The following is a 22,708-nucleotide window of genomic DNA, read 5'->3' as shown; positions in this document are numbered from 1 at the left end:
CCCCATCCCACACCCGCCGCACCGGGCTCGCCGCTCAGCGCATCAAGAGCAGGAAGAGCAGCCCGAGCGCGAGCAACACACCCAGGACCACCAGCACCACCTTGAGCACCGACACGGGGGCCTCGCCGAGCACCACCGCCGAATCCTGCCCATGCACCACCACCCGGTACACCTTGCGGCGGTAGCGGTAGGCGAGCACGTAGGCGGGCAGCGCGTAGCGCCGCGTCTCCAGGTGGGAGAGCACCACCGCCACGTGCACGTTGCGGAAGCGGCGGCCGGGGATGTGCTCGCGCTGGATCCGCTCGCGCGCCTCGGACTCCACCGCCGCGAGGATCTGCCGCCGTGCTCCCGAGCGCGTCACGTCGAAGCGCTCCACCTGGGCCTCCTCGGGGCCATGGGGCGAGCCCTCCGAGCGCGCCAGGGAATAGGAGCCGGCGAGCCGGGCGCATTCCTGCTCCGTCAGGCCCCGGGACGCGGACACGAGGATGTCCTGGAAGGACAGCTCCACCTGACCCGCGTGGGGCGCCCAGTCCGAGCGGCGGCTCCCCGCGTCCGAGTCCGCGGCCCAGCTCACCCGGGCGCCCGCGCTGAAGCCCCACGCGGGCCACCACAGGGGTTGCAGGGACTGCACCGCCGCGAGCCGCGCCAGATCCCCGGGCCGGAAGAAGCGCTTCTGAGCCAGGAAGCGATCGAGCGCCTCGCGCGCCGCCGCCACGTCCACGGAGAAGGGCAGGAAGGCCTCGGCCTGCTCCAGCGGGTCCGCCGTCATCTCCACGTGCATCACGGACGCGCAGAAGGCGCACCGCGGGGCCTTCACCTCCGCCGAGTACTCGAGCGAGGCCCCACACGTGTCGCACCGCACCACCTTCGCCCGCACCAGCGCCGTTTCGGCCCCCGGCGTCCGGGCTCCGGCCACCGCCAGCCCGCACAAGGGGCAGCGCAGATCGCCCACCTCCAGCGCGCCGCCACACCTCGCGCACGCCGTCATCGTCCACCTCCGCGCGAGGACCACCACGCCAGGAGCAGCACCAGCGCCAGCACGGCGAGCACGGAGAGCAGCACCTTCGCCCACGACACGGGCGCCTGGCCGAACACCGCGCCGGACTGCCCGTTGACGACCACGCGCAGGGGCGGCTTGTCGGGGGCGTAGCGCGCCGCGAGCACCCAGACGGGCACGAGGCACACGTCCAACGACTCTTCCTCCAGGTGCGTGTCGTGCCGCAGCTCGCGGTGCGAGTCGCCCGGCATGAAGGACGACAGCCGGCGGCCGATCCGCTCACGCGCCTCCTCGCGCGCCTGGCGCAGGGAGTCCTCGCGCGACAGGGAGGGCTCCTCGGCCACCCAGCCCGCCACGAGCGCCGGCTCGTAGCGCGCCAGGGCCCGCAGATCGAAGGGCTCCAGCGCCTCCAGCTCCGCGTTGGGCAGCCCCCGGGAGGCCGTCACCAGGACGTCCAGCACGTACTCGGAGTGTTCACCCTGGAGCGAGCGCCACTCGGTCTTCGTCACCGTGCGTGTCTTCGTCACGGTCTTGCCGTTCTCGGTGGTCGTGTACGTCTCGGTCTCCTGGTAGTTCTCGCCGATGGAGGCGCTGTAGCGCGACTCGGCGCGGGCGCTGTAGAGCCACGCGGGCGCGTACACCCCCCGGACGTCCTGGAGCGAGGCGCGCTTGAGCCCGCCATGCGTCCAGGGGTGGCGCGTGCGCAGCCAGTGCTTCACCCGCTCGGCGGCGATCTGCTGGGTCAACGCGAAACCCAGTGCGAAGGCGGGGACGGGCCGCTCCTCGCTCGCCGGGCGCTCCACCACGGAAGGAGCCGCGCAATACGGACACACCGTGGTGAACGACTCGGCGGCCACCACCAGCTCCGCTCCGCATGACTGACAGCGCAGGTTCATTCCAGAGGTCCTCTCCGGGGCGAGGATAGCGAAGTCGTGGACGAGCCAGCGGGAACATGGGATGGAAGCGCGCCGAAAGGAGGGTCCTCCATGAACGCGGAAGCACCTCGCGAGGTGAGGTTCTGGCCGTTCATGTTCGCGCTCTTCCTCGGCTCGTTCATCACGGTGCTGAGTTCCAGCTCGATCACGATCGCCATTCCCGAGATGCAGCGGCACTTCGGTGCCGAGCTCTCCCTGATGCAGTGGACGCTGACGGGGTTCATGCTGGCCATGGGCACGGTGGCGCCGCTCACCGGCTATCTAGGGGACAAGTTCAGCTTCAAGTGGCTGTACCTGGCCGCGCTGGCGGGCTTCCTGGTGACGTCACTGCTGTGCGGGTGGGCCTGGGACGCGATGTCGCTCGTGGCGTTCCGGTGCCTGCAGGGGGCGTTCAGCGGGCTCGTCATGCCCGTGACGATGACGCTCATCTACCAGGTGCTCCCCCGGGAGAAGCAGGCGCTGGCGATCAGCCTCTGGAGCCTGTCGGCCATGCTCGCGCCCGCCTTCGGCCCGACGATGGCAGGAGCGTTGATCACCCTGAGCAGCTGGCGGTGGTTGTTCTTCATCAATGTGCCGCTGTGCCTGCTGGCGATCGTGCTGACGCAGCGCGAGGTGGCCTACTACCGGCTGCGCGCGCCCGGCGCCTTCGATCTGCCCGGGCTGATCACCGTCGTCAGCAGCAGCCTGGCGCTGCTGATCGCCTTCAGCCACAGCGGCACGTGGGGCTGGGGCAACCCGAAGACCCTGGGCCTGTTCGTGCTGGGGGGCGTGTCGCTGCTCGTCTTCATCGTCCGGGAGCTGAAGGTGGAGGCGCCCCTGCTCAACCTGCGGGTGCTCACCAATCGGCGCTACCTGCTGACGCTGATCGTCTCCAGCATCATCACCATCAGCCTGTACGCGGGCGTGTTCCTCCTGCCGGTGTTCCTGCAGCGGATTCAAGGGCGGACGCCGCTCGACACGGGGTTGATCCTCCTGCCCGCGTCCCTGGCCATGGCGCTGCTGATGCCGCTCGTGGGCCGCCTGTACGGCGTGCTCGGGCCGCGCGTGCTCATGGTGGCGGGCATCTCGATGATCGGCGTGGGCACCTATGCCTTGAGCCACCTGGAGACGGACACCTCGAGCACCTACGTGTTGCTGTGGATGCTGGTGCGCAACGTCGGCATCTCGCTGTCCACCATGCCGGCGAGCAACGCGGGAATGGAGCAGATTCCCCCGGTGCTCAGTGGCCACGCGTCCTCGCTGAGCAACTGGCTGCGCAACGTGTTCGGCTCGTTCTCGATCGCCATCTTCACCTCGCTGTTGTCCACGTTCGGCAGGCTCGAGGGAGCGCGGCTGGTGGAGCGGGGAGTCATGGAAACGCCCCAGCGCATGGAAGCGCTCGCGTTCGTGGCGAGCATCAATGACGTGCACCTGGTGGCCACGATCGTGGTCCTGGCCGCGTTGCCGCTCAGCCTGATGGTGCCCAGACTCTCCCGCACATGACGGCCTCCGACTCCTCGAGTTCCGACACCCGGCTGAAGCGGGGCATCACGGGTCCCCTGCTGTACCTGTTCATCCTCGGGGACGTGCTGGGCGCGGGCGTCTACGCGCTCATCGGCAAGCTGGCGCACGGGGTGGGCGGCATGGTGTGGCTGCCGCTGCTGGTGGCGTTGGGGATGGCGATGCTCACCGCGGCCTCGTACGCCGAGCTGGTGACGCGGTATCCGAAGGCCGGGGGCTCGGCGGTCTTCGCGGAGCGGGCCTTTGGCCATCCAGTGGTCTCCTTCCTGGTCGGCTTCTGCATGCTGGCGGCCGGGGTGACGAGCGCCGCGGGCCTGTCGCTGGCGTTCGCGGGGGACTACCTGGGGGCGTTCGTCGACGTGCCGCCCCTGCCCATGGCTCTCGTCTTCCTGGCGCTGGTGGCGGCCCTGAACGCGCGTGGCATCAAGGAGTCCCTGGGTGCCAACGTCGTCATGACGGTGACGGAGCTGTCGGGCCTGGTGCTCATCGTGCTGCTCGGAGCGTGGGTGCTCGGACGGGGGGAAGGAGACCTGGGCCGGGTGATGGAGCTGCCCGAGGGAGCATCGGTGGGCGGCGCGGTGCTGGGAGCGGCGCTGATCGCGTTCTACTCGTTCGTGGGCTTCGAGACCTCGGCGAACCTGGCCGAGGAGGTGCGCGAGGTGCGGCGCGTCTATCCACGGGCGCTGTTCGGCGCGCTGCTCACGGCGGGAGCGCTCTACGTGCTCGTGGCGGTGGCGGCGGTGGTGGCGGTGGAGCCGGGGCGGCTGGCGGAGTCCAGCGGGCCGCTGCTGGAGGTCGTCAAGGTGGCGGGCGGAGTGCCCCCGAGGCTGTTCGCGGTGGTGGCGCTCATCGCGGTGGCCAACGGTGGGCTGCTGACGATGATCATGGCGAGCCGGCTGACGTATGGGATGGCGGAGCAGGGGCTGTTGCCGGCGGTGCTCGGGAGGGTGCTGCCGGGCCGGCGCACGCCCTGGGTGGCGATCCTGGCCACCACGCTGGTGGCGATGGCGCTGACGGCGACGGGGGAGTTGGCGGACCTGGCGGAGACGGTGGTGCTGCTGTTGCTGTTCGTCTTCATCAGCACGAACGTGGCGGTGCTCGTGCTGCGCCGGAAGGAGCCGGCAGGGGGCGGGCATTTCCGCGCCTGGACGGTGGTGCCGGTGCTCGCCATCGTCTGCTGCGGGGTGCTGCTGACGCGGCAAGGAGCGGCCACGTGGATCCGAGCGGGGGGACTGCTGCTGCTCGGAGGCGTGCTGTACCTGCTCACCCGCGTGCGTCGCGCGAGGTGACGGAGGCGGCCCGTGGGCACGATGGCCCACGGGCGGCACTCCGCGAGGGATGGGCTACAGCGGGCACTGCGTATCGGTCGCCGGGCTGATGAGGGGGGAGTTGAGGGTGCAGCGATTCACGGACCTCAGCCGGATGTGGCCCGCGGCTCCTCCGCCTCCTCCGCCTCCTCCCTTGGCACCGACGCCCACTTCAGACCCCGCGGTACCAGCAGCCGCCTTGCTCTGAGCACCTCCGTTGCCGCCGTCTCCTCCTGCCTGGGAATCACCACTTCCGCCAACGGCCTGGCTCCCCGAATCCACGGAACCATCCGCCCCCGCCCTGCCATTGCGCTGGCTGCTGGAGTGATAGCCACCGCCCTCCCCTCCCCCTCCGCCATTCGCGGTCAGTCGGCTCCCGCTCTCGAGCTTCAAGTGGTAGGCCTCGAGCAACACCTGGCCGCCACTGCCTCCTCCGCCGCCCCCTCCGGCCTGACCGCCGCTCGAGGAGCTGAACTGCCCTCCGCGCCCGCCCCCCGCGCTGGCGGAGACCTGTTTGGTGACCGTGAGGGTGCCCGACACGGACACTTGCACGGCTCCTCCTCCCGCTCCCCCCGCGCCTCCCTGAGCCTCCGTTCCTCCGCCCCCTCCTCCGCTCCCTCCCGAACAGCCACCCACGAGGGGGACAAAGACATTGCCCCCCGCGAGCCCTCCATCGCCACGCGTCGCACCAGAACCCGTCCCATTGCCTCCCGCCCCACCCACGGTGCCTCCGCCAGCGCCTCCGCCACCGCCTCCCACCAGGTCACTGCTGAACAGCCCGCCCTTGCCACGTCTATCCTCGCAGGCCGACTCCAAACTGCCGCCCGCGCCGGGCACCGTGCCCTGGGCATTGGCGAGGATGTAGCTGTTCAGCGTGGCGTCTCCGTAGACCGCGAAGATGACGGGACGGTTACCCACGAGCCGGAGTTCTGCACTCAGTTCCAGCTTCGACAAGGCGAACAACACCATGCCATTGCCTTGAGGCAACTCGATGGGGGTAGGTGGATTGCTGACGCAGTTCCCGTCACTCCAACTCAGCGTCGTCGAATCGAAGGTGACATTACACTTCGTGGTCAGCGGCAGGATGCTCTCCGTGGGAATGGCATCCGGATCGAAGTTGCTCGGAATGTAGGGGAAGCGGCTGCACTTGCCATCAGCGGCACGGCATACCCCGGACTGGCCGCCCAGAGTGCACGCGGCATTCACCTTGGACGGATCCGGCGCCTCGGTGCAATTGCCGAGCGCCGCGCAGTCTCCTCCCGTCACGCGGAAACAGATGCTGGAGGGAGCGCACGAGTCCTTGATGCCCTGACAAACACTCGCTCCGGTACACACATCCTGAGTGGTGCAGGCGTTGCCATCGTCGCACGAAGCCTGCTGGCACCTGGAGTCCTGGCAGCCGGACAAGCCGTTGCAGTCGGAGTCCACCGAGGCACTGCACCGCTCGGCGGCGCCCGGGTGCACCTCGTTGTCCCCGTCATTGCAGTCCGTCCCCGCCACGCCCTCTTCCCGCGCGATGAAGGTGTCTCCGTCCTCGTCCTTCGCCCGCAGCACCGCCTCGAAGGGGCGGATATCACCCAAGGGGACCTGGATGGGCTCGGGGGTGGAGTACGTCTCAATCAAGGTGCCGGAGCACTCCGCGTCCGTGGAGCCATCGAAGGAGGACACCTCCAGCGAGAGTTGCCGTTCCCACTCGGCTTTACGGAACACCGCGACGAGGACCTGCCTCGCCTCCGGATCCTTGAACTGGTCCTGGAGGATGTCCGTCTGCTCCACATGCCCCTGGGAGTCCCTGGCCACCACGCGTAGACACGCCGGCCGGTAGGAGCCGTACTTCACCGTGACCCGCACGGCCCCCTCGGGGGGTCCCTTCTCGCTGCACGCTACGGACGTCAAGAGCAGTCCCAATATCCAGAGTCGACGCATGCCGCGAGATTACCGGGCCTGAGCGAACATGGTCAGCGGGAGATGGGTCCGATGACGGAAACACGGCAGGTCGAGCCACCCCGCTCGGAGTGGCTCGCCTCACGAACTGGACAGCCAGTGACGCGGGCACACGCGCGGAGACGAACTACAGCGGGCACTGACTGTTGGTCGGCGGGCTGATGACGGTGGAGGCGTTGATGGTGCAGCGCTTCACGGACCTCAGCCGGATGTGACCCGCGGCTCCTCCGCCACCACCCCCACCTGCCTTGTCATCGGCCGCCCCCAGAACACCATTGCCTCCAGTACCAGGCAACCCCTGGGTGCCACCCTTGCCTCCATCCCCGCCCGGAGTGGAGCTGTTACTTCCACCATTGGCCTGGCTGGCGGACGACGTGGAACCGTCTTCACCCGCATTGCCACCGGGACGGAGGCTGCTGGCGCGAAAGAGGCCTCCCTCACCACCACCTCCGCCATTCGCGGTCAGTTGGGAAGAAGCGTTCAGATTCAACTGATGGGCCTCGAGCAGGACCTGCCCTCCACTTCCTCCTCCCCCTCCGCCGCCCACCGCACCTTCGGCGGTGGTCTGCCCACCTCGCCCGCCACCTCCGCTGGCGGAGAGCTGCTTGGTGACCGTCAGGGTGCCTGCCACGGAAATCTGCACCGCGCCTCCGCCCGCTCCGCCCGCTCCGCCCACGCTGTCCCCGCCTCCGCCCCCTCCCGGACAACCTCCCACCAGGGGAACGAAGACATTTCCCCCCACGCTCCCGCCATCGCCACGCGTCGAGCCGGAGACTGTCCCATTGCCTCCCGCGGCACCGCCGGAGCCTCCTCCAGCGCCTCCGCCACCTCCGCCTACCGAATTACTGGACGCCCCGCCCCTGCCACGTCGATCCGTGCAGACCGACTCCAAACTGCCGCCCGTGCCGGGCACCGTGCCCTGGCCATTGGCGAAGATGCCGTAATTCAGCGTGGCGTCTCCGTAGACGGCGAGGATGACGGGACGGTTGCCCACGAGCCGCAGATTCCCGACCAGATTCAGGTTCGACAAGGCGAACAGCACCATGCCATTGCCTTGAGTCAACTCGATGGGCGTGGGCGGATTGCTGACACAGGTCGCCGGAGTCCAGCTCAGCGTCGTCGAGTCGAAGGTCACATCACACGTGATGTTCAGGGGAATGATGCCCGCCGTGGGGATGACATCCGGATCGAAGTTGCTCGGCACATAGGGGAAGCGGCTGCACTTGCCGTCGGTGGCTCGGCACACCCCATTCGCGGTTCCATCCGCGAGCGCGCACGTGGCGTTCACCTTGCTGGGCTCCGGCTCCTCGATGCAAGTGCCCTGCGCCGCACAGCCGATCGCGCGGAAGCAAATGCTGGAGGGCGTGCACGAAGTCTGGGTGCCCTGACAAACTCCCGAGCCGTTGCACATATCGCCCGTGGTGCAGGCATTGCCATCGTCACACTCCCTCTGTTGGCACTTGGAGTCCTGACAGCCCTTGAAGCCGTCGCAGTCGTAGTCCACCGCGACACTGCACCGTTCAGCGGCACCCGGGTACACCTCGCCGCGCCCGTCGTCACAGTCCGTCCCCGCCACGCCCTCTTCCCGCGCGATGAAGGTATCCCCGTCGTCGTCCTTCGCCCGCAGCGTCACCTCGAAGGAGGCGAAGTCCCGCTGGGGCACCAGGATGGGCGACGGAGTGGAGTGCGTCTCCACCAGCGTGCCGGAGCACGCCTCCCCCGTGGAGCCAGCGAAGGAGGATACCTCCAGCGTCAATTCCCGGCTCCACTCGGGCTGGCGCAGCACCGCGACCTGGACCCGCCTCGCTTCCGGCTCCTTGAACTCGCTCTGGAGGAGGTTCGTCCCAACCTCATGCCCCTGGGCGTCCCTGGCCACCACGCGCAGGCACGCGGGCCGATAGGAGCCGTAATTCACCGTGAGCCGCACGGCTCCCTCGGGAGGTCCCTTCTCGCTGCATGCAACGCACATCCAGAGCAGACCCAACATCCAGACTCGACGCATGCCGCGAGACTATCGGGCGCGCACGTACCTCGTCGGCGGAAGATGAGCCCACGAACCCCAGCGCGGCAGCGGATGTCCAACACACGGCGAAGCGGATGTTGCGCGCCGCGAGGGCCCTGGTGTAGCTCCGCTCCTCCACCCGGACGCATCCGGCTTGAACTCGCACCAGGGGGCACCGTCACGTGAAGGGCCACTTCGATCAATCCACGGTTCTGCGCGTTGGGGTGCTGGCATTGACCCTGATGTTCCCCTTCTCCGTCCACGCGGCGGCCCCGAAGGCGCCCGCGAAAGCAACCACCGTCCAGAGCCCGATCGCCGAGGTCAACCGGCTGTACGAAGACCTCGAATACGAGCAGGCGCTCGAGCAGATCCAACGCGCCCGCAAGGGGACGCTCACGGAGGACGAGCAGGTCACGCTCCAGCTCTACGAGGGCATCATCGTGTGCGAGATGGGCAAGCTGGAGCAGGGCGGTCAGATCTTCGAGTCCGCGCTGCGCACGCGGTCCACCGCGCAACTGCCCATCCGGGTCGCGCCCAAGGTCGCGAAGCTCTTCGAGGCCACGAAGACGAAGGTCACGGAGGAGCTGGCGACCGCGAGCAAGGCACGCGCCGATGCCCCGCTGGCCCCCTCGCTCACGCCCAACATGCAGGACCCCAAGGCGTCTCCACTCTCGGTCCAGGCCCAGCCCGGCGGGCCCCGGGCACTCACCCAGCGCTGGTACTTCTGGGCCGGAGTGGGCGTCGTGGCCGCCGTCGCCGTGGGAAGCATCGTCTGGGCCACGTCCTCGCGTCCATTCAATCCGAATGAGCTCTGTGACGGCGTGTGTGACGACGTCATCGGCAACCAGCATCCCGTGGGCATTCGGTTCTGAGCGTGGGAGTTCGCCTGGGAGGGCAGAGTCCTTCCCGGCGGAGTAATACTTCGAAATCAAACTCCGCCCCCGGAGCGGTAAATACGCGGCCACCTCCAGCGGTCCATTCATGCACAACGGGACGCGAGCAGCCCCCCGAGAAGTTCGAGATGGGCTCCGCGCACCGAAGCGTTGGATGAAGGAGCACCGCCATGAAGCGCATGTTCACGTGGATGTCCGTTGCCTTCGCTCTGTATTCGAGCACCCCGGCCCTGGCCTTGTCGCGGAACGACGGCCCGCCCAACGGCAATCCCGGCACCGTGCATGGCCGGAGTGGCCCGGAGCGCGAGTCATCCCGCGAACGCGCCGAGCGGGAGCGCAGGGAGCGCGAGCGCCGCGAACGTGAGGAGCGCGAGCGCCGTGAGCGGGAGGAGCGGGAGCGTCGCGAGCGTGCCGAGCGAGAGCGCCGTGAGCGGGAGGAGCGGGAGCGTCGCGAGCGTGAGCGCCGCGAGCGGGAGGAGCGTGAACGCCGGGAACGGGAAGCCCGGGAGCGTGCCGAGCGCGAGCGCCGGGAGCGGGAAGCCCGGGAGCGCGCCGAGCGGGAGCGCTGGGAGCGCGAGCGCGGGGGGCGTACGCATGAGGCCTCGCCCGTGTACCGCTGACGCGCCACCCGCCGCGAAAAACGGCACCCCAGCGCGGCCGAAATGAAACCGAAACATTCGGCGCGCAAACTGGCGTACGTCGCATCCTCACCCCCCCGGAGGAGCCCGTGCGCCCATCATCCCGCATCCAGGCAACGCTGACCGTGGTGACGGCCCTGCTCTCCGCGTCGGTTCTCGCACTGCCCGCCAGCCGGCCCGGGCCGGATCTCGAAGCGGTGCAGTCCTGCGCCACCAAGAGCCCTGGAGCGGCCTGCGAGCTCAGCCACCAGACCCGCGCACTCGAGGGCACGTGCCAGGCCCGCGAAGGCGAGGCGCTCGCCTGCCGCCCCGCTCCGCCGCCGAGGCCTCTCTCGCGAAAGCAGACACCCGAGGAGTGACCCTCCCCTACTGCGGGTATTGAAAAATACAGATTCATTCAATCCTCCCCAGCACCTGCTGAAGCGTTCCCGCCCGACGGTGAGCGCCTGGGGAAAAACCCATGACGCCTCGCCCATCCCTGGTGGGATGCTGACTCCCGGCTCGCTCCAGGACGCGGGGTCCCCATGGCCAATCGCATCAGCCGCATCACCGCCTATGTCGAGAAGCGCAAGCTCGGCTTCGGCGTCGCGCGCCTCATCATGATGAGTGGGGTGAACGTGCGCGCGATTCCACCGGATGAGCCGGACCCTCCGGACGCGTTGAGACGGCTGGAGCAGGCGCTGGTCCGGGTCCTGTCGCCCGAGGAGCTGCGAGAACTTCAAACCCTGCTGGAGAACGACCGATGACGGTGTCGATTGGAGTGGGAGTGGGTCAGGACCAGGACACGAAGCAGGCGGTGCGTGGCGCGGTGGAGCGGGCCCGGGCGGGGCTGGGCGGCGCGCCCATCCAGGCGGCCTACCTCACCGCGACGGTGGACCACGAGGCGGCGGACGTCCATGCCACCTTCCGGGAGCTCCTGCCCGAAGTCGCGCTGCACGGGGTGACCACGTCGCTCGGGGTGCTCACGCCGGAGGGCGTCCAGAACGAGGGCCATGGGGCACTGGCGGTGATGCTGTTCGGCGGCCCACCGGGAATGGCCTTCGTGGCCTCGTCCCAGGACGAGGAGGGGCGCCGGGCGGGCGAGGCCGCGGCGCGCGCGCTGGTGCGCCAGGCCGGAGGCCGTCAGCCGAGGATGATCCTCTTCAATGCCTCGCCGGGGCAGGAGGAGGCGATGCTGACGGGCATCGCGAGTGTCTGTCCGGACGTGCCCTGTTCCGGAGGCAGCGCCGCGGATCACGCCATCGCGGGACAGTGGAGTGTGTTCACCCACGAGGGGCCGGTGCGCTCGGGCGTGTCGCTGCTGGGGCTCTTCGGCGAGGTGCGGTGTGGCACGGCGCTGTCGGTGCCCTACACCCCCACGGGCACGCGCGCGCGGGCCACGGGCTCCGAGGGCCGGACGCTGCTGACGCTGGATGATCAGCCCGCCGCCCAGGTGCTGGGGCGTTGGATGGAGGGGGCCATCGACGAGCAACTGCGCTCGGGCGGCAACATCCTCGCGCAGACGGCGCTCCGGCCCATCGCCGTGCGTCGGGAGTTCGGCCAGGGGGAGCACTACATCACGGTGCACCCGGCCCATCTCCACGCGGACCGGGGCTCGGTGGACATCTTCGCCAACATCGAGCCCCGGGACGAGGTGTGCTTGATGACCGGCACGCCCGAGGGGTTGGTGAACGAGATGGCCCACCTCATCGACATGACGCTGGCGCGGGCGGGACTGACGGCGCGTGAGGTGAAGGGGGCCTCGCTCATCTTCTGCGCCGGGTGCGCGGGTGCCCTGGGGCCCCGCATCGATGAAGGACTGCGCACGTTCACGCGACTGCTTCCCGGGGTGCCCATGCTCGGCCTGTGCACCTTCGGCGAGCAGGGCCACGTGCCGGGACTCGGCAACGTGCATCAGGATCTGTCGCTCAGCCTCGCGCTCTTCGGCGACGAGCGGCCCTGAGCAGGTGGCGTGCAATCCCAGCCTGTCCTGCCTGGTGGAAGACGAACACTTCCGGCGACCGTGGCCCGGGTGGGGTTGACTTGGAGCCTGGGGTTCCCCATCTCGGTGAGGAGGAGGGCTCCCGTGAGTCGACGGTTGCTGTATGCGAGCGAGCACATCGACATCCACCACGACGAAGACGAAGTGGGGGGCTGGCTCCACTCCGACTGGAAGGGCTATCAGTCCGTGGACATGGTGAAGGCCGGCTGTGAGGAGATGCTCCGCCAGTTGGAGAAGCTGCGGCTGAGCAAGGTCCTGAACGACAACTCGCACGTGACGGGCATCTGGGTGGGGGCCGCGCACTGGGTGGCGACCCACTGGTTCCCCCGGATGCGCGCGGCCGGAATGCGCCACTTCGCGTGGGTGCAGTCCCCTTCCCGCCTCAGCCAGCTCTCCGCCACCACCACCGTCGAGTACGCGGAGCCGGGCACGGCGGTGCTGTTCGACGATCTCACCGCCGCGACCGCGTGGCTCCACCAGCAGGAGCCCCGCTGACGGAGTCGCTCAGGCCGCGAGCGCCTCGATGGCCAGTCCCACCTCCTCGAGGCGGGACACCACCCTCACGGCCCCCGCCTCCCGCAGGGCCTGTGCATGACCGGGCCAGGTATGGCCGCCTCCCGTGAAGCCGATCACCCGCATGCCCGCCGCGACGGCCCCCTCGATGCCGTGCGAGGAGTCCTCGATGACGAGCGCGTCGCGCGGCTCCACACCGAACATCCGGGCCGCGTGCAGGAAGACGTCGGGCGCGGGCTTGGAGCGGCCCACCTCGGGGGCCGAGAAGATGTGGGGTTGGAAGCGCTCCCAGAGAGCCGTCGCGCCCATGCTGATCTTCAGCCGCTCGGTGCTCGAGTTCGAGCAGACGCAGCGCGGGCCCTGGAGCCGGTCGAGCATCGCGTGCACGCCCGCGATGGGCTTCACGCTCTCCAACCTTTGATCGATCTTGAGCGTCGCGCGCTGACGGAAGTCCACGGGCAGGGGCCGCCCGAGCTCCTGGTGGATCAGGATCTCGAGCTGTGCGTGGGTCAGCCCGGTGAAGCGGTGGATGGCCTCCTCATGGGAGATGACGAGGCCCAGCTCGCGCATCATCTCGGCGTAGACCCCCGACGCCAGGACTTCCGAGTCGATCAACACGCCGTCACAGTCGAAAATGGTGAGCATGGCCCTCCTTTTACTGGAGGGAGGACCCGGGCGGAGAAGCTTCCTGCACCTCCGTGGAGCCCCTACTCGGAGAGACGCCGGAAGCGACTGGGAGTCCAGCGGCTTCCGGCTCACACTCCGGGAGGAACTCGTCCCTCAGGGAGCGGCGGTCTGTGCGTCCTGCTCGCCCGCCGTGGGGGCGGAGGAGGAGGCAGCGGCGGGCTTGGTCTCGCTCGCCGGCTTCTTGGGGCTGGGGCTGGCCGCGGCCTGCCTCGCCAGCTCGCGAGCACGCTGGGCCACCTTGGGGTTGGGCGCGAGGATCATGAACATCAGGCGCCCTTCCATGCGGGGGGCCTGCTCGACGACCGCCACTTCCTTCAGGTCCTGGATCACGTCCTGAAGGATGGTGGTGCCCTGCTCCTTGTGGGTGATTTCACGGCCCCGGAACTGGATGACCACCTTCGCCTTGTCTCCATCCTCGAGGAAGCGCCGCACGTTGCGGACCTTGAACTCGTAGTCATGCTCCTCCGTCTTCGGGCGGAGCTTGATTTCCTTGAGGTGGACGACGACCTGCTTCTTCTTGGCTTCCGAGGCCCGCTTCTTCTCCTCGTACTTGAACTTGCCGTAGTCCATGATCTTACAGACCGGTGGAACGGCCATGGGGCTGATCTCGACCAGGTCGAGTCCCTCGGAGCGGGCCCGATCCAGGGCAGCCTCGAGCGGCATGACGCCGAGCTGCCCACCATCGGAGCCCACCACCCGGACTTCCCGGGCGCGGATACGGCGATTGGTTCTCTGATCGCGGCTACCGCCGCGGCTGCTTCTCTGGTCGCGAATGATGTGACTTACCTCCGAAAAGGGTTTCAAGCCGGTCCCCATGAAGATGGGACAGGCCCCTACAGGACGACAGGGTCCGGGGAACGATGTGAGGCCCCCCGCGAGCGAGAATGCGTTCGGATGCCCGCTCGCCAGCCAGGAGGGAGCGCCCTCGGATACACGCTCCCCGATGGAGGACGGTCATATCAGGATAACGCCAGGACCGTATGCCCGCCGCGCGCAGTTCCTTGAACCCGGCAACACTCGCTGGATACACCCCGGACAGGGGTCGCGCCAACCCCTCCCTGGAGTCCTGGAGCTGACAGACGAGCGGGACGGGCCCCCGACGCGCGGCTCAGGCCCCCGAGGAGCGCAGCTGGGTCAGCGCCGACTCGACGTACTTGACGCCCTTGGGCGTGAGCGCCTTGCCCTTGGGGGTGTCCTGGGTGAAGCCGGCGTTCAGGCGCAGCGCCTTGGCCGCGTTCGGGGCGGCGTACGCCACGCCGAGCTCCCCCCAGAAGCGCGAGGTGGTCCCCGACGTCACCTCCAGTTGCGGGGCGCGGGCGAGGTAGAGCGGAATGAGCGAGCGCAGGAGCTGGTCCTTCCGCCGCCCGGCGGCCACCAGCTCCTCTTGCCTGGGATGAGCCCGGAGCGCATCCACCAGAGCGCCCACGACGTCCTCCGACTCGGCGGCCGGTGCTCGCGCCGCGCCAGCCCGCTGCCCGCGCGCGGCCTTCTTGTTCCGCTCGGACGCCGGTGTGCGCGTGGTGGTGGCCTTCTTCTTCGGCGCGGCGGCCTTCTTCTCGCGCGGAGCCCTGGGCGATGTGGCCGGGGACACCTCGCGCGGGCGCTCCTCCTCCGGCCGCGCCGCCAGCGGTTCCGGACGTCGCGGGGCCGGCGGTGGCACGAGCGGCGTCCCGGCCGGTGCCACGGGCGCGGGCACGTCCTGACGCGGAGCGACCCGGGGAACGTCCTCCGGCCAGGGACGGGACGCACCGGACGGCTTGCACGGGGCGCGGCCGCGCAGCGCCCCGTACGCCTCCGCCACCACGCCTCCGAGCCCCGCGCGCTCGAGCAACGATTCCAACCACCGAAGACCGTTGAACACCTGGTGCGTCCTCCTTGAAGCGCCAGACTCTACTACATACCTGGGAAGGCACCCGGCCAGACAGGCGGGCCCCGGGCAGATCCCCCTGGGCAGCCCGCATGAGGTCGGGCATCGTTGGAGCCAGATGAAGGTTGCCCCGCCCCACCCGCAGGAGGAAGCACGCCTCGCGGCACTGGATGCCCTCGAGATCCTCGACACCCTGCCGGAGGCTGGCTTCGACGATCTCACGCGTCTGGCCTCGCGGATGTGCGGAATGCCCATCGCGCTCGTGTCCCTGGTGGACCACTCCCGGCAATGGTTCAAGTCCCGCGTCGGACTGGAGGCCCAGGAGACCCCGCGCGACATCGCCTTCTGCGCCCATGCCCTCCTGGACGAGCGGCCCTTCGTGGTGGAGGACGCGCGCCAGGACGAGCGCTTCCATGACAACCCGCTCGTCACCGGGGAGCTCCATCTGCGCTTCTACGCGGGCGTCCCCATCAAGAGCGTGGGGGGGCACAACATCGGCACCCTGTGTGTCATCGACCAACGGCCGCGCCAGCTCACCGTGGAGCAGGCGGAGATGCTGGCGGCGATCGGCCGCCAGGTGGAGGCCCAGTTGCAGCTGCGGCTGCGGGTGCGCGAGCTGGAGCGGCGCGAGGAGGAGCTGCGCTCGCAGCGCGACACGCTGGCCAGCCTGCAGCGCCAGAAGGACGGGCTGCTCCAGCGGGTGATGCGTGACTTCAAGGCGCCCCTGTCCAGCATCCTCACCAACGCCACCTTCACGCTCTACCGCCCGCACCTGCCCGAGGAGCTGCAGCGCAGCACGCGCGACATCCGCGACGCGGCGGACAGTCTGCAGCGCACCGTGTCCAACCTGCTGGACACGAGCGGCGACGAGTCCGCCATCCCCTTCGCCGCGGCTCCCTTCGACGCCCACCTGCTGCTGTCCGAGGTGGCGCGGGACTTCCAGCAACGGCTGGTGAGCTCCCCGCGCCGCTTCATCCAGTGCGTGAAGCTGGTGGAGCCGCTGCTCACCGCGGACCGCGAGCTGCTGCGCCGCACCCTCGCCAACCTGCTGGACAACGCCTTCCAGTACACGGCGCTGGGCAGCAGCAGGATCACGCTCGAGGCCTCCAACCCCGAGCCCGGCCTGCTGGAGCTGCGGGTGCGCGACGAGGGGCCCGGCATCACCCCCTCCGCGCGCGCTCACCTCTTCGAGCCCCACCTGCCCGACGAGAACACCCCCACCTCGGGGCGCTCCGAGGGCGGCAACCGGCTCGCGCTCGCCTTCTGCCGCCGCGCCGTGCAGGCCCATGGGGGATGGATCTGGGTGGAGGACAACCACCCCAAGGGCACGGCCTTCTGCATCCGGCTGCCGCTGCGCCCCCACGGGCCCCTGTTCTCCAACACCTGAAAAAGACGACGCCCGAGGGCCATGGGGCTCCCGGGCGTCCCGATGTCACGGCGCGTGCCGGAGGGCTAGTAGGTGCCCTTCATCGTCACGTTGGTGTAGGCGCTGTAGCCATACGAGCACGCGTACCAGGTCCCCGCGGCCGGGCTGCTGATGGTGCAGCTCTCGCTGTTGCCGCTCTTGTACGGGCGGCAGGCGTAGGAGCTGGTGGTGGGCTGCGAGCCCTGCCTCACGTACAGGTCCGCGTCACCCGTGGTGCCCGTCTTGCCCGTCTGGGTGAAGACGACCGAGGTCTTCCCGCTCGGCACGCTCAACGTGAAGCACTTCCACGCGCCCGAGGAGCCCGAGTACGAGGCCGTCTCCACGCCGTTGGTCAACACGCTGCCATCCCCGCCGGAGCCCGTGGAGTACGTGCCCTTGAGGCTCATGCCCGAGGCGGCGGAGTAGCCGTAGATCTTCACGTACCAGGTGCCCGCCTGCGGGTTGGAGATGGTGCAGGTCTCCGTGTTGCCCCCCTTGTACGGACGGCAGTCGTACACGGTGCTGGACGGCTCGGCGCCGAACTTCACGTACATGTCGCCGTCACCCGTGCCACCGCTCAGGTCGAACGTCAGGCTGGTCGAGCCGGTGGGAACGGCCAGCGTGTAGATGCAGCTCCAGACGCCCTCGCTGGCGGAGATGTTCGTCACCGCCACGCCGTTGGAGAGCGCCACCTGCGTCGTGCAGGGGGGCGGCGGGGGGATGCCCACGCCCACGGCCGTCCAGGTCGCCGTCACGGCCTCCACGGTGGCCGTGTCGTAGCCGAGCGCCGTGGCGGCCTGCTCGGTGTACGTCTTCGCCTGGGCGAAGGTGGTGCTGGGCGTCATCAAGTCCGCGTTGGCCTTGTAGAAGATGGCGCCGGCCTTCTCCACGCCGATGGCGGGGACCACCGTGGTGGACTTGCCACGCGGGTGCGTGCCGCCCTTGGAGAGCAGCGTGAAGGCCAGGTTGGCGATGCCCGAGCTGTAGTGCACGTCCTTGCTGCCCGCGCTGCTGCTCCAGTAGTCCAGCGAGACGCCGTCCTTGGCCGGGTCATACATGTAGCGCAGGGCGTCGCCCGGGGTGGCCGGGGTCCAGATGTCGTCGCCCACCATGAACACCTCGTTCGTGGTGGCCCAGGTGCCCGAGGCGTAGCTCTCGCAGTAGGCGCCGAAGATGTCGCTCATCGCCTCGTTGAGGCCGCCGGACTCGCCCGAGTAGGTGAGGTTGGACTCGTGCTCGGTCACCGCGTGGGTGAGCTCGTGCGTGGTCACGTCCGCGGACAGACCGAGCATGGTCGAGTCCGTGCCATTGCCGTCGCCGTACACCATCTGGGTACCGTCCCAGTAGGCGTTCACGTAGCTGCTGCCGTAGTGCACGGTGCTGATGAGGGTGGCGCCCGCGTTGTCGAGCGAGTCGCGGCCGAAGTTGTTCTTGTAGCAATTGTAGGTGGCGCCCAGCTTGTCGTAGTTGACGTCGACGTGGGTGTCGCCGGTGGCGGCCTGGCCCTCGGAGCGCTTGAGCGTGCCCGGAGTGCTGCTGGTGTTGTTGGCCGAGTACACCTTGCGGTTGAGCGCGGTGTGGATGTCCGTGGTGCGGCCCAGGATGGAGCCATCGCGCGCGCTCACGAAGACGTGGTCCCGCACCGGCAGCAGGGCGCCCTCGCCCGTCACCACCACCTCATAGGCCAGCTGGAGTCGGCTGCCCGCGGGGCGGTAGTAGACCAGCCGGGCGCTCCCGGCGCGCAGCCCGGTGCCCTCGGTGTGGCGCAGGGCGGACTGGGTGGCCGCCTCGCGGGAGACGCGCGCCACGGCCGGAACGTTCTCGCCATCGCGCGCCGTGCCGTTGACCGCGTAGACGTGGCCCTCGGGGTCCACGTGCACGACGAGCTCCTCGCCCACCACCGGCAGGCCGTTCTTCGTCTGCGCATAGCGCACGTGCGTGTGGCCCTGGGCGTCCACGCGGGTGCGCCGCACCACCAGGTCCGCCGCCTGCAAGCGGAAGATGGGGGCGATGCGGTTGAGCGCGTCGCCCATCTGGGCGCGCACGTCACCGGCCGCGAGCCCCCGCGGGGATTGGCCCGTGGAGCCGAAGTCACCCCGGACGTAGAAGGGAATCACTCCGTCCTCGTGCTTGCCGACGACCTGGACGCCAGGGATGGCGCTCAGCGCGGACTTCACGTCGGCCGAAGACAGGGTGCCAATCTCGTCGGTGCTCTCCGGCGCCGCGTTCGTTCCCTCCACTCCGCACGCCGCGAGGGGCAAGGCGAGAAGCGCGGTCAGAATCCGATGACGAACCAAGGGCAAACCTCCTGCTGGCCGGTGACGGGGATGCCACCGCGGCCGTTCCCGGGTTCGAGCAGAATCCATGCCATTTGCTAAAGAGCCGAAAGCTCATCTAATCCTTGATGGTGCGAGCACATCCCCTGGTGCATGGATGTCTCAGTCGGCCCCCGCCTCTGTATGGAACCTTTACATCCGATGCGCCAACCCCCTGGAAGCGCGGGAGAAACCAGCCTTCACCCGCACCGTCCTGACTCAGGACATGTCCAGTAGATCCTGACCCCGCCCCCTCCCCAGAGAGCCCCGGGCTACGGGCCGCTGGACGGGGGAGCCGGGGTGAAGCCGCCGTGGAAGGTGGTGGGAATGGCGTGCTCGAACCACGCCCGGGCCAGCGGCTCCGCGCCGGGGTGCCGCGCGTCCAGCACCGCCACGTGTGTCAGACCACTCGGCACGTCGTACACCTGCGTCAGCACGTAGCCGTCATCCTCCTCGGTGGCACCCGCTCGCGGCACGAACACCGGCTCGGTGGGGTACGGCTCGCCGCCCAGCGCGAAGCGCTCCTCGCGCCCCGTCGTCATGTCCACCTTCGCCACCGCGTCGTGCGGGCCGTGCTGCGCCGCCGGCCCCGAGTGCACGGACAGGTAGAGGTAGCGGTGCTCCCGCGTCTCCACCCGCGGCGCCACCCGGGGGAACTCGGAGGACAGGGCCAGGCGCTCCTCGGTGCGGAAGGTGCGTGCCTTCAAGTCCAGCGTCGCCCGGTGCAGCCGGCCCTGGGAGGGCGTCGTGGGCACGCCGTGCGTCACCTCGCGCAGCCACGTGTTGGTGCCGAAGTCCGGGTAGCGCACGTAGTCCACCACCAGGCACCCCGCGCGCTCGTACGCATTGGCGAAGTGCCACGTGAAGAGCGGCTCCGTCTCGATGCGCACCGGGTGGGCCAGGTCATCGAGGGGCACCACCAGCACCTGCGTCCCCAGCTCCGGCCGCCACTCCAGGTTCTTCGAGTAGTACCCCACCCCCAGCAACATCTTGAAGACGTTGAGCCGCAGTGGCGTCACGAAGAAGACGAGGTGCCGCTCGGTGGCGATGAAGTCATGGATCATCGTCGGCCCGGGCAGGGGCACCTGGCCCAGGTGGCGCGCGGCCCCCCGGTCCGGCAGCTCGTACAGCTCCAGCGTGGTGACGCGCCCGTAGCGCATGCCGAAGTTGTACGACGCCTCGCGCCCCGGCACCCGGTGCGGGTGCGCGGAGAAGTTCGTCAGGATGACGCCCAGGTCCGTCTCGCCCAGCCAGCGCGAGTCCTCCGGGGAAAGCTCCGTGGGCAGGCCCCCCTCGTACAGCGCGAAGATCCGCCCGTTCCACTCCAGCACCGAGGTGTTCGCCGCGTTCCTCTTCGTCCCGAAATGCCGCAGCCTGCGCCACGGCGAGGACCCCGTGCCATAGCTGCTGCCGAGGATCCTCCCCGCCTCGCGCCCGGCGCGCAGGCCCGGGGTGTCGATCACCCGCGCCGCCCCTCGCGCGCCGCTCCCGTCGAAGCGCACCGCCATCACCCCTCCATCCCCGTCGAACCAATGCCCGTAGCGCTCCGTCCCCACGCCGAAGGTCATCGGTCCCACCCGCCTCAGCGTGCCCCGCAGATCCTCCGGCAGCTTTCCCTCGATCCGGAGCGGCTGGAAGCCCTGGTCCTTCGTCAGGTCGCGGAAGGCCCCGCGCCAGCCCGGCTGCTCGGAAGACTGCTTCATCGCCGTGCGTGTCATCCCGTGTGTCCTCCGGCGGGAGTTCCCTCGCGGGCCCCGCTCATGATGGCGTTGTCGGGATTCAAGTTACCCCCTCGCACGGGAGGCCCCAAAGACGACCGGCGCGGCCGCCAGGAGTGGCGACCGCGCCGGAAGGGATGCGGCGGAGTGTCCGGACCTACTGCGCGGAGCTCGCCTTGAGGGTCACGCCGGAGTAGGCCGAGTAGCCGCGGATCAGGACGTAGTACGTGCCCTGCCTGGCCGGGTTGAAGGAGCAGGACTCGCTGTTGCCCGAGGCGTACGGACGGCAATCGTAGCTCGTCGTGGTGGGCGCGCTGCCGAACTTCACGTACAGGTCGGCATCACCCGAGCCGCCGGACATCTCGAACTTGATGGCGGTCGCGCCGACGGGCGTGACGAAGCTGTAGTTCGCCGAGCTGCTCCGGGCACCGGAGAGGTTCGTCTGGGTGGAGAACGCCGTCCACACCGGAGCGGGCGCCACGCCCACCGCGCTCCAGGCCTCGTTCACCGAGGTGACGGCGCTCGAGCCCGCGCCGTAGAGGTCGGCGGCGGCCTGCGCGGTGGCGGTGCGCGCGTCGGCGAAGGTGCTGCTCGGGGTCAGGTACACCGTGTTGGCGCGGTAGAAGATGGCCGCGCCCTTCTGCAGGCTGTTGGAGGCGTCGGCCGGATCGATCGCCGGCACCACGTTGCTCGTCTTGCCACGCGGGTGGGTGCCGCCGGAGACCATCAGGTGGAAGGCCAGGTTGGCGATGCCCGAGTTCCAGTGCACGCCGCCGTTGTCCGAGGTGCCCGTGTAGCGCGTCGGGTAGTAGTCGTAGTCCCCCGCGATCGCCGGATCGTTCATGTAGCGCAGCGCATCGCCCGGGGTGGCCGGGGTCCAGCACTCCTCGCCAATCTTCCACGTGTTGGCGCTGACGGCGCCGTCCCGGTACGCCTCGATGGCGGCGCCGAAGACGTCGGACATGGCCTCGTTGAGGGCGCCCGACTCGTTCGAGTAGATGAGGTCCGAGGAGGTGTCGGTGACGGCGTGGGTGAGCTCGTGGCCCACCACGTCGAGCACCGTCAGCGGCGAGGAATCCACGCCGTCGCCGTCTCCGTAGACCATCTGCGTGCCGTCCCAGTACGCGTTCACGTAGTTCTTGCTGTAGTGGACGGTCGAGGAGAGGGTGGCGCCGGCGCCGTTGTAGCTGTCACGCCCGAACTTGCTGAAGTAGAAGTCGTAGGTGATGCCCGCGTTGTCGTGGGCCATGTCCAGCACCGCGTCACCCGAGGGCCCCTGTCCCTCCGAGCGCACCAGCGTGCCGGGCAGCGTCGTGCGGGTGCCCGCGGTGTAGGTCTTGCGGTTGCGCGCCGTCTTCAGGTTGTCGAACTGCTGGACGAGCTCGCCCGTGTGCGCGTCGATGAAGAGGTTGGGCATCGAGGGCTCGCCCTTGGCCGTGACCGTCTCGAGCTGCACCCGCCAGGTGAGCCGGGCCCCCTTGCTGTCGGGGAGGATCTGCAGGTCCGCCTTCGGCGCGGCGCCCAGCAGGCTCGGGCCGCCCACGTGGCCCACCGCCCGCTGCGTGGCCTCGTCCGCGCGCAGCCGCGGAGTCGTGTCGACCTTGAGGCCGCGCGCGAGCCGGTCGGTCACGGACGCGATGGAGCCATCCCCCTTGAGGTGGACGATGGCCTGGGCGCCAAACACCGGCACGCCCTTGAAGGTCTGCGACAGGCGCTCGTGCTTCAGGCCGCGCGAGTCGATCAGCGCGCGCTTGGGCGACAGCTCCCCCGCGTCCAGGAGGAACTCGGGACGCTGCGCCTTGAGCTGCCGCAGGCCCTGCCCGTCATCGACCTTGGAAACCAGGCTGCTGTCCTGCTCTCCCAGGCCGTCCTGGGTGTCGGCATCCATGTCGACACCGCAAGCACTGCCGAGAAGCACGAAGGGGAGGACGGAGACGAGTCGGCGAATACGCATTGCGGGTTCCTCCGGTTCGACACGATGTCGACCTTTCTCCTCACTTTCCAAG

19 protein-coding genes are annotated in these 22,708 nt (G+C 69.3%); 9 read left to right on the top strand and 10 right to left on the bottom strand.

Going from position 1 to position 22,708, the window contains the following annotated elements; all coding sequences use genetic code 11:
- Positions 1-34: 34 nt before the first annotated feature.
- Both D187_RS27655 and D187_RS27650 read right to left on the bottom strand, forming a co-directional pair.
- A complete protein-coding gene (locus D187_RS27655) occupies positions 35-988 on the bottom strand; it encodes a hypothetical protein (protein ID WP_002628886.1) in 954 nt (317 codons plus the stop codon).
- Positions 985-1,893 carry a TFIIB-type zinc ribbon-containing protein gene (locus D187_RS27650; protein ID WP_002628887.1) on the bottom strand — a complete coding sequence of 303 codons (909 nt, stop codon included), beginning with the start codon at positions 1,891-1,893 and terminating at the stop codon, positions 985-987. Before D187_RS27650 ends, D187_RS27655 begins: the two co-directional genes overlap by 4 nt.
- Before the next feature lie 90 nt (positions 1,894-1,983).
- Here D187_RS27650 and D187_RS27645 point away from each other — a divergent pair, with 90 nt between their 5' ends.
- A complete protein-coding gene (locus D187_RS27645; protein ID WP_002628888.1) occupies positions 1,984-3,414 on the top strand; it encodes an MDR family MFS transporter in 1,431 nt (476 codons plus the stop codon).
- Positions 3,411-4,721 carry an APC family permease gene (locus tag D187_RS27640; RefSeq protein WP_002628889.1) on the top strand — a complete coding sequence of 437 codons (1,311 nt, stop codon included), beginning with the start codon at positions 3,411-3,413 and terminating at the stop codon, positions 4,719-4,721. The genes D187_RS27645 and D187_RS27640 overlap by 4 nt, the downstream gene beginning before the upstream one ends.
- A gap of 54 nt (positions 4,722-4,775) precedes the next feature.
- On the opposite strand, the gene D187_RS27635 is transcribed toward D187_RS27640, so the two are convergent.
- Both D187_RS27635 and D187_RS58885 read right to left on the bottom strand, forming a co-directional pair.
- Positions 4,776-6,665, bottom strand: coding sequence for a putative metal-binding motif-containing protein (locus tag D187_RS27635; RefSeq protein WP_043431718.1), 1,890 nt, complete (start codon positions 6,663-6,665; stop codon positions 4,776-4,778).
- 145 nt (positions 6,666-6,810) lie between these two features.
- Complete coding sequence (locus D187_RS58885) at positions 6,811-8,670, bottom strand: putative metal-binding motif-containing protein (protein ID WP_020918321.1); 1,860 nt, start codon at positions 8,668-8,670, stop codon at positions 6,811-6,813.
- Positions 8,671-8,867: 197 nt separating this feature from the next.
- Here D187_RS58885 and D187_RS27625 point away from each other — a divergent pair, with 197 nt between their 5' ends.
- From D187_RS27625 to D187_RS27605, 6 genes are all read left to right on the top strand, one after another.
- Positions 8,868-9,557 carry a hypothetical protein gene (locus tag D187_RS27625; protein WP_002628893.1) on the top strand — a complete coding sequence of 230 codons (690 nt, stop codon included), beginning with the start codon at positions 8,868-8,870 and terminating at the stop codon, positions 9,555-9,557.
- Positions 9,558-9,748: 191 nt separating this feature from the next.
- On the top strand, positions 9,749-10,198 hold the full coding sequence (locus tag D187_RS52740; RefSeq protein WP_076606246.1) for a hypothetical protein: 450 nt from the start codon (positions 9,749-9,751) through the stop codon (positions 10,196-10,198).
- A 107-nt stretch (positions 10,199-10,305) separates the two neighbouring features.
- Complete coding sequence (locus D187_RS55520) at positions 10,306-10,575, top strand: hypothetical protein (RefSeq protein ID WP_155893610.1); 270 nt, start codon at positions 10,306-10,308, stop codon at positions 10,573-10,575.
- Between the two features lie 165 nt (positions 10,576-10,740).
- Positions 10,741-10,962, top strand: coding sequence for a hypothetical protein (locus tag D187_RS27615; protein WP_002628896.1), 222 nt, complete (start codon positions 10,741-10,743; stop codon positions 10,960-10,962).
- Positions 10,959-12,158 (top strand): FIST signal transduction protein, encoded by a 1,200-nt coding sequence (locus D187_RS27610; RefSeq protein ID WP_002628897.1) that lies wholly within the window; start codon positions 10,959-10,961, stop codon positions 12,156-12,158. Before D187_RS27615 ends, D187_RS27610 begins: the two co-directional genes overlap by 4 nt.
- A 123-nt stretch (positions 12,159-12,281) precedes the next feature.
- A complete protein-coding gene (locus D187_RS27605) occupies positions 12,282-12,692 on the top strand; it encodes a hypothetical protein (RefSeq protein ID WP_002628898.1) in 411 nt (136 codons plus the stop codon).
- 9 nt (positions 12,693-12,701) lie between these two features.
- Here D187_RS27605 and D187_RS27600 read toward each other — a convergent pair whose 3' ends face one another.
- The 3 genes from D187_RS27600 to D187_RS27590 all read right to left on the bottom strand — a co-directional run bounded on the left by D187_RS27600 (position 12,702) and on the right by D187_RS27590 (position 15,258).
- A complete protein-coding gene (locus D187_RS27600) occupies positions 12,702-13,355 on the bottom strand; it encodes an HAD family hydrolase (protein WP_002628899.1) in 654 nt (217 codons plus the stop codon).
- 135 nt (positions 13,356-13,490) lie between these two features.
- On the bottom strand, positions 13,491-14,174 hold the full coding sequence (gene infC / locus D187_RS27595) for a translation initiation factor IF-3 (protein ID WP_155893628.1): 684 nt from the start codon (positions 14,172-14,174) through the stop codon (positions 13,491-13,493).
- Positions 14,175-14,505: 331 nt separating this feature from the next.
- A complete protein-coding gene (locus D187_RS27590) occupies positions 14,506-15,258 on the bottom strand; it encodes a hypothetical protein (protein WP_002628902.1) in 753 nt (250 codons plus the stop codon).
- Between the two features lie 124 nt (positions 15,259-15,382).
- On the opposite strand from D187_RS27590, the gene D187_RS27585 reads away from it, so the two are divergent.
- Entirely contained in the window at positions 15,383-16,651 is a 1,269-nt protein-coding gene (locus D187_RS27585; RefSeq protein ID WP_002628903.1) for a GAF domain-containing sensor histidine kinase, read from the top strand.
- Positions 16,652-16,716: 65 nt separating this feature from the next.
- Here the strand turns inward: D187_RS27585 and D187_RS27580 are convergent, their stop codons facing one another.
- The 3 genes from D187_RS27580 to D187_RS27570 all read right to left on the bottom strand — a co-directional run bounded on the left by D187_RS27580 (position 16,717) and on the right by D187_RS27570 (position 22,656).
- Positions 16,717-18,966: a M4 family metallopeptidase gene (locus tag D187_RS27580; protein WP_002628904.1), complete on the bottom strand. Its 2,250-nt coding sequence runs from the start codon at positions 18,964-18,966 to the stop codon at positions 16,717-16,719.
- A gap of 290 nt (positions 18,967-19,256) precedes the next feature.
- Positions 19,257-20,702, bottom strand: a complete 1,446-nt coding sequence (locus D187_RS27575; protein WP_002628905.1) for a carotenoid oxygenase family protein — start codon at positions 20,700-20,702, stop codon at positions 19,257-19,259.
- 157 nt (positions 20,703-20,859) lie between these two features.
- Positions 20,860-22,656, bottom strand: coding sequence for a M4 family metallopeptidase (locus D187_RS27570; protein ID WP_002628907.1), 1,797 nt, complete (start codon positions 22,654-22,656; stop codon positions 20,860-20,862).
- Between the last annotated feature and the right edge of the window lie 52 nt (positions 22,657-22,708).

The sequence above is a fragment of the Cystobacter fuscus DSM 2262 genome (assembly GCF_000335475.2).
GTDB classification, from domain to species: Bacteria; Myxococcota; Myxococcia; order Myxococcales; family Myxococcaceae; genus Cystobacter; species Cystobacter fuscus.
This window is presented reverse-complemented; position numbering and strand designations above follow the sequence as displayed.

Coding starts and splice junctions, on each gene's coding strand:
- D187_RS27635 (WP_043431718.1), bottom strand. CDS start 6,665: ATGCGTCGACTCTGGATATTGGGACTGCTCTTGACGTCCGTAGCGTGC.
- D187_RS27575 (WP_002628905.1), bottom strand. CDS start 20,702: ATGACACGCACGGCGATGAAGCAGTCTTCCGAGCAGCCGGGCTGGCGC.
- D187_RS27570 (WP_002628907.1), bottom strand. CDS start 22,656: ATGCGTATTCGCCGACTCGTCTCCGTCCTCCCCTTCGTGCTTCTCGGC.
- D187_RS27600 (WP_002628899.1), bottom strand. CDS start 13,355: ATGCTCACCATTTTCGACTGTGACGGCGTGTTGATCGACTCGGAAGTC.
- D187_RS27615 (WP_002628896.1), top strand. CDS start 10,741: ATGGCCAATCGCATCAGCCGCATCACCGCCTATGTCGAGAAGCGCAAG.
- D187_RS27655 (WP_002628886.1), bottom strand. CDS start 988: ATGACGGCGTGCGCGAGGTGTGGCGGCGCGCTGGAGGTGGGCGATCTG.
- D187_RS52740 (WP_076606246.1), top strand. CDS start 9,749: ATGAAGCGCATGTTCACGTGGATGTCCGTTGCCTTCGCTCTGTATTCG.
- D187_RS27610 (WP_002628897.1), top strand. CDS start 10,959: ATGACGGTGTCGATTGGAGTGGGAGTGGGTCAGGACCAGGACACGAAG.
- D187_RS27650 (WP_002628887.1), bottom strand. CDS start 1,893: ATGAACCTGCGCTGTCAGTCATGCGGAGCGGAGCTGGTGGTGGCCGCC.
- D187_RS58885 (WP_020918321.1), bottom strand. CDS start 8,670: ATGTTGGGTCTGCTCTGGATGTGCGTTGCATGCAGCGAGAAGGGACCT.
- D187_RS27585 (WP_002628903.1), top strand. CDS start 15,383: ATGAAGGTTGCCCCGCCCCACCCGCAGGAGGAAGCACGCCTCGCGGCA.
- D187_RS27645 (WP_002628888.1), top strand. CDS start 1,984: ATGAACGCGGAAGCACCTCGCGAGGTGAGGTTCTGGCCGTTCATGTTC.
- D187_RS27640 (WP_002628889.1), top strand. CDS start 3,411: ATGACGGCCTCCGACTCCTCGAGTTCCGACACCCGGCTGAAGCGGGGC.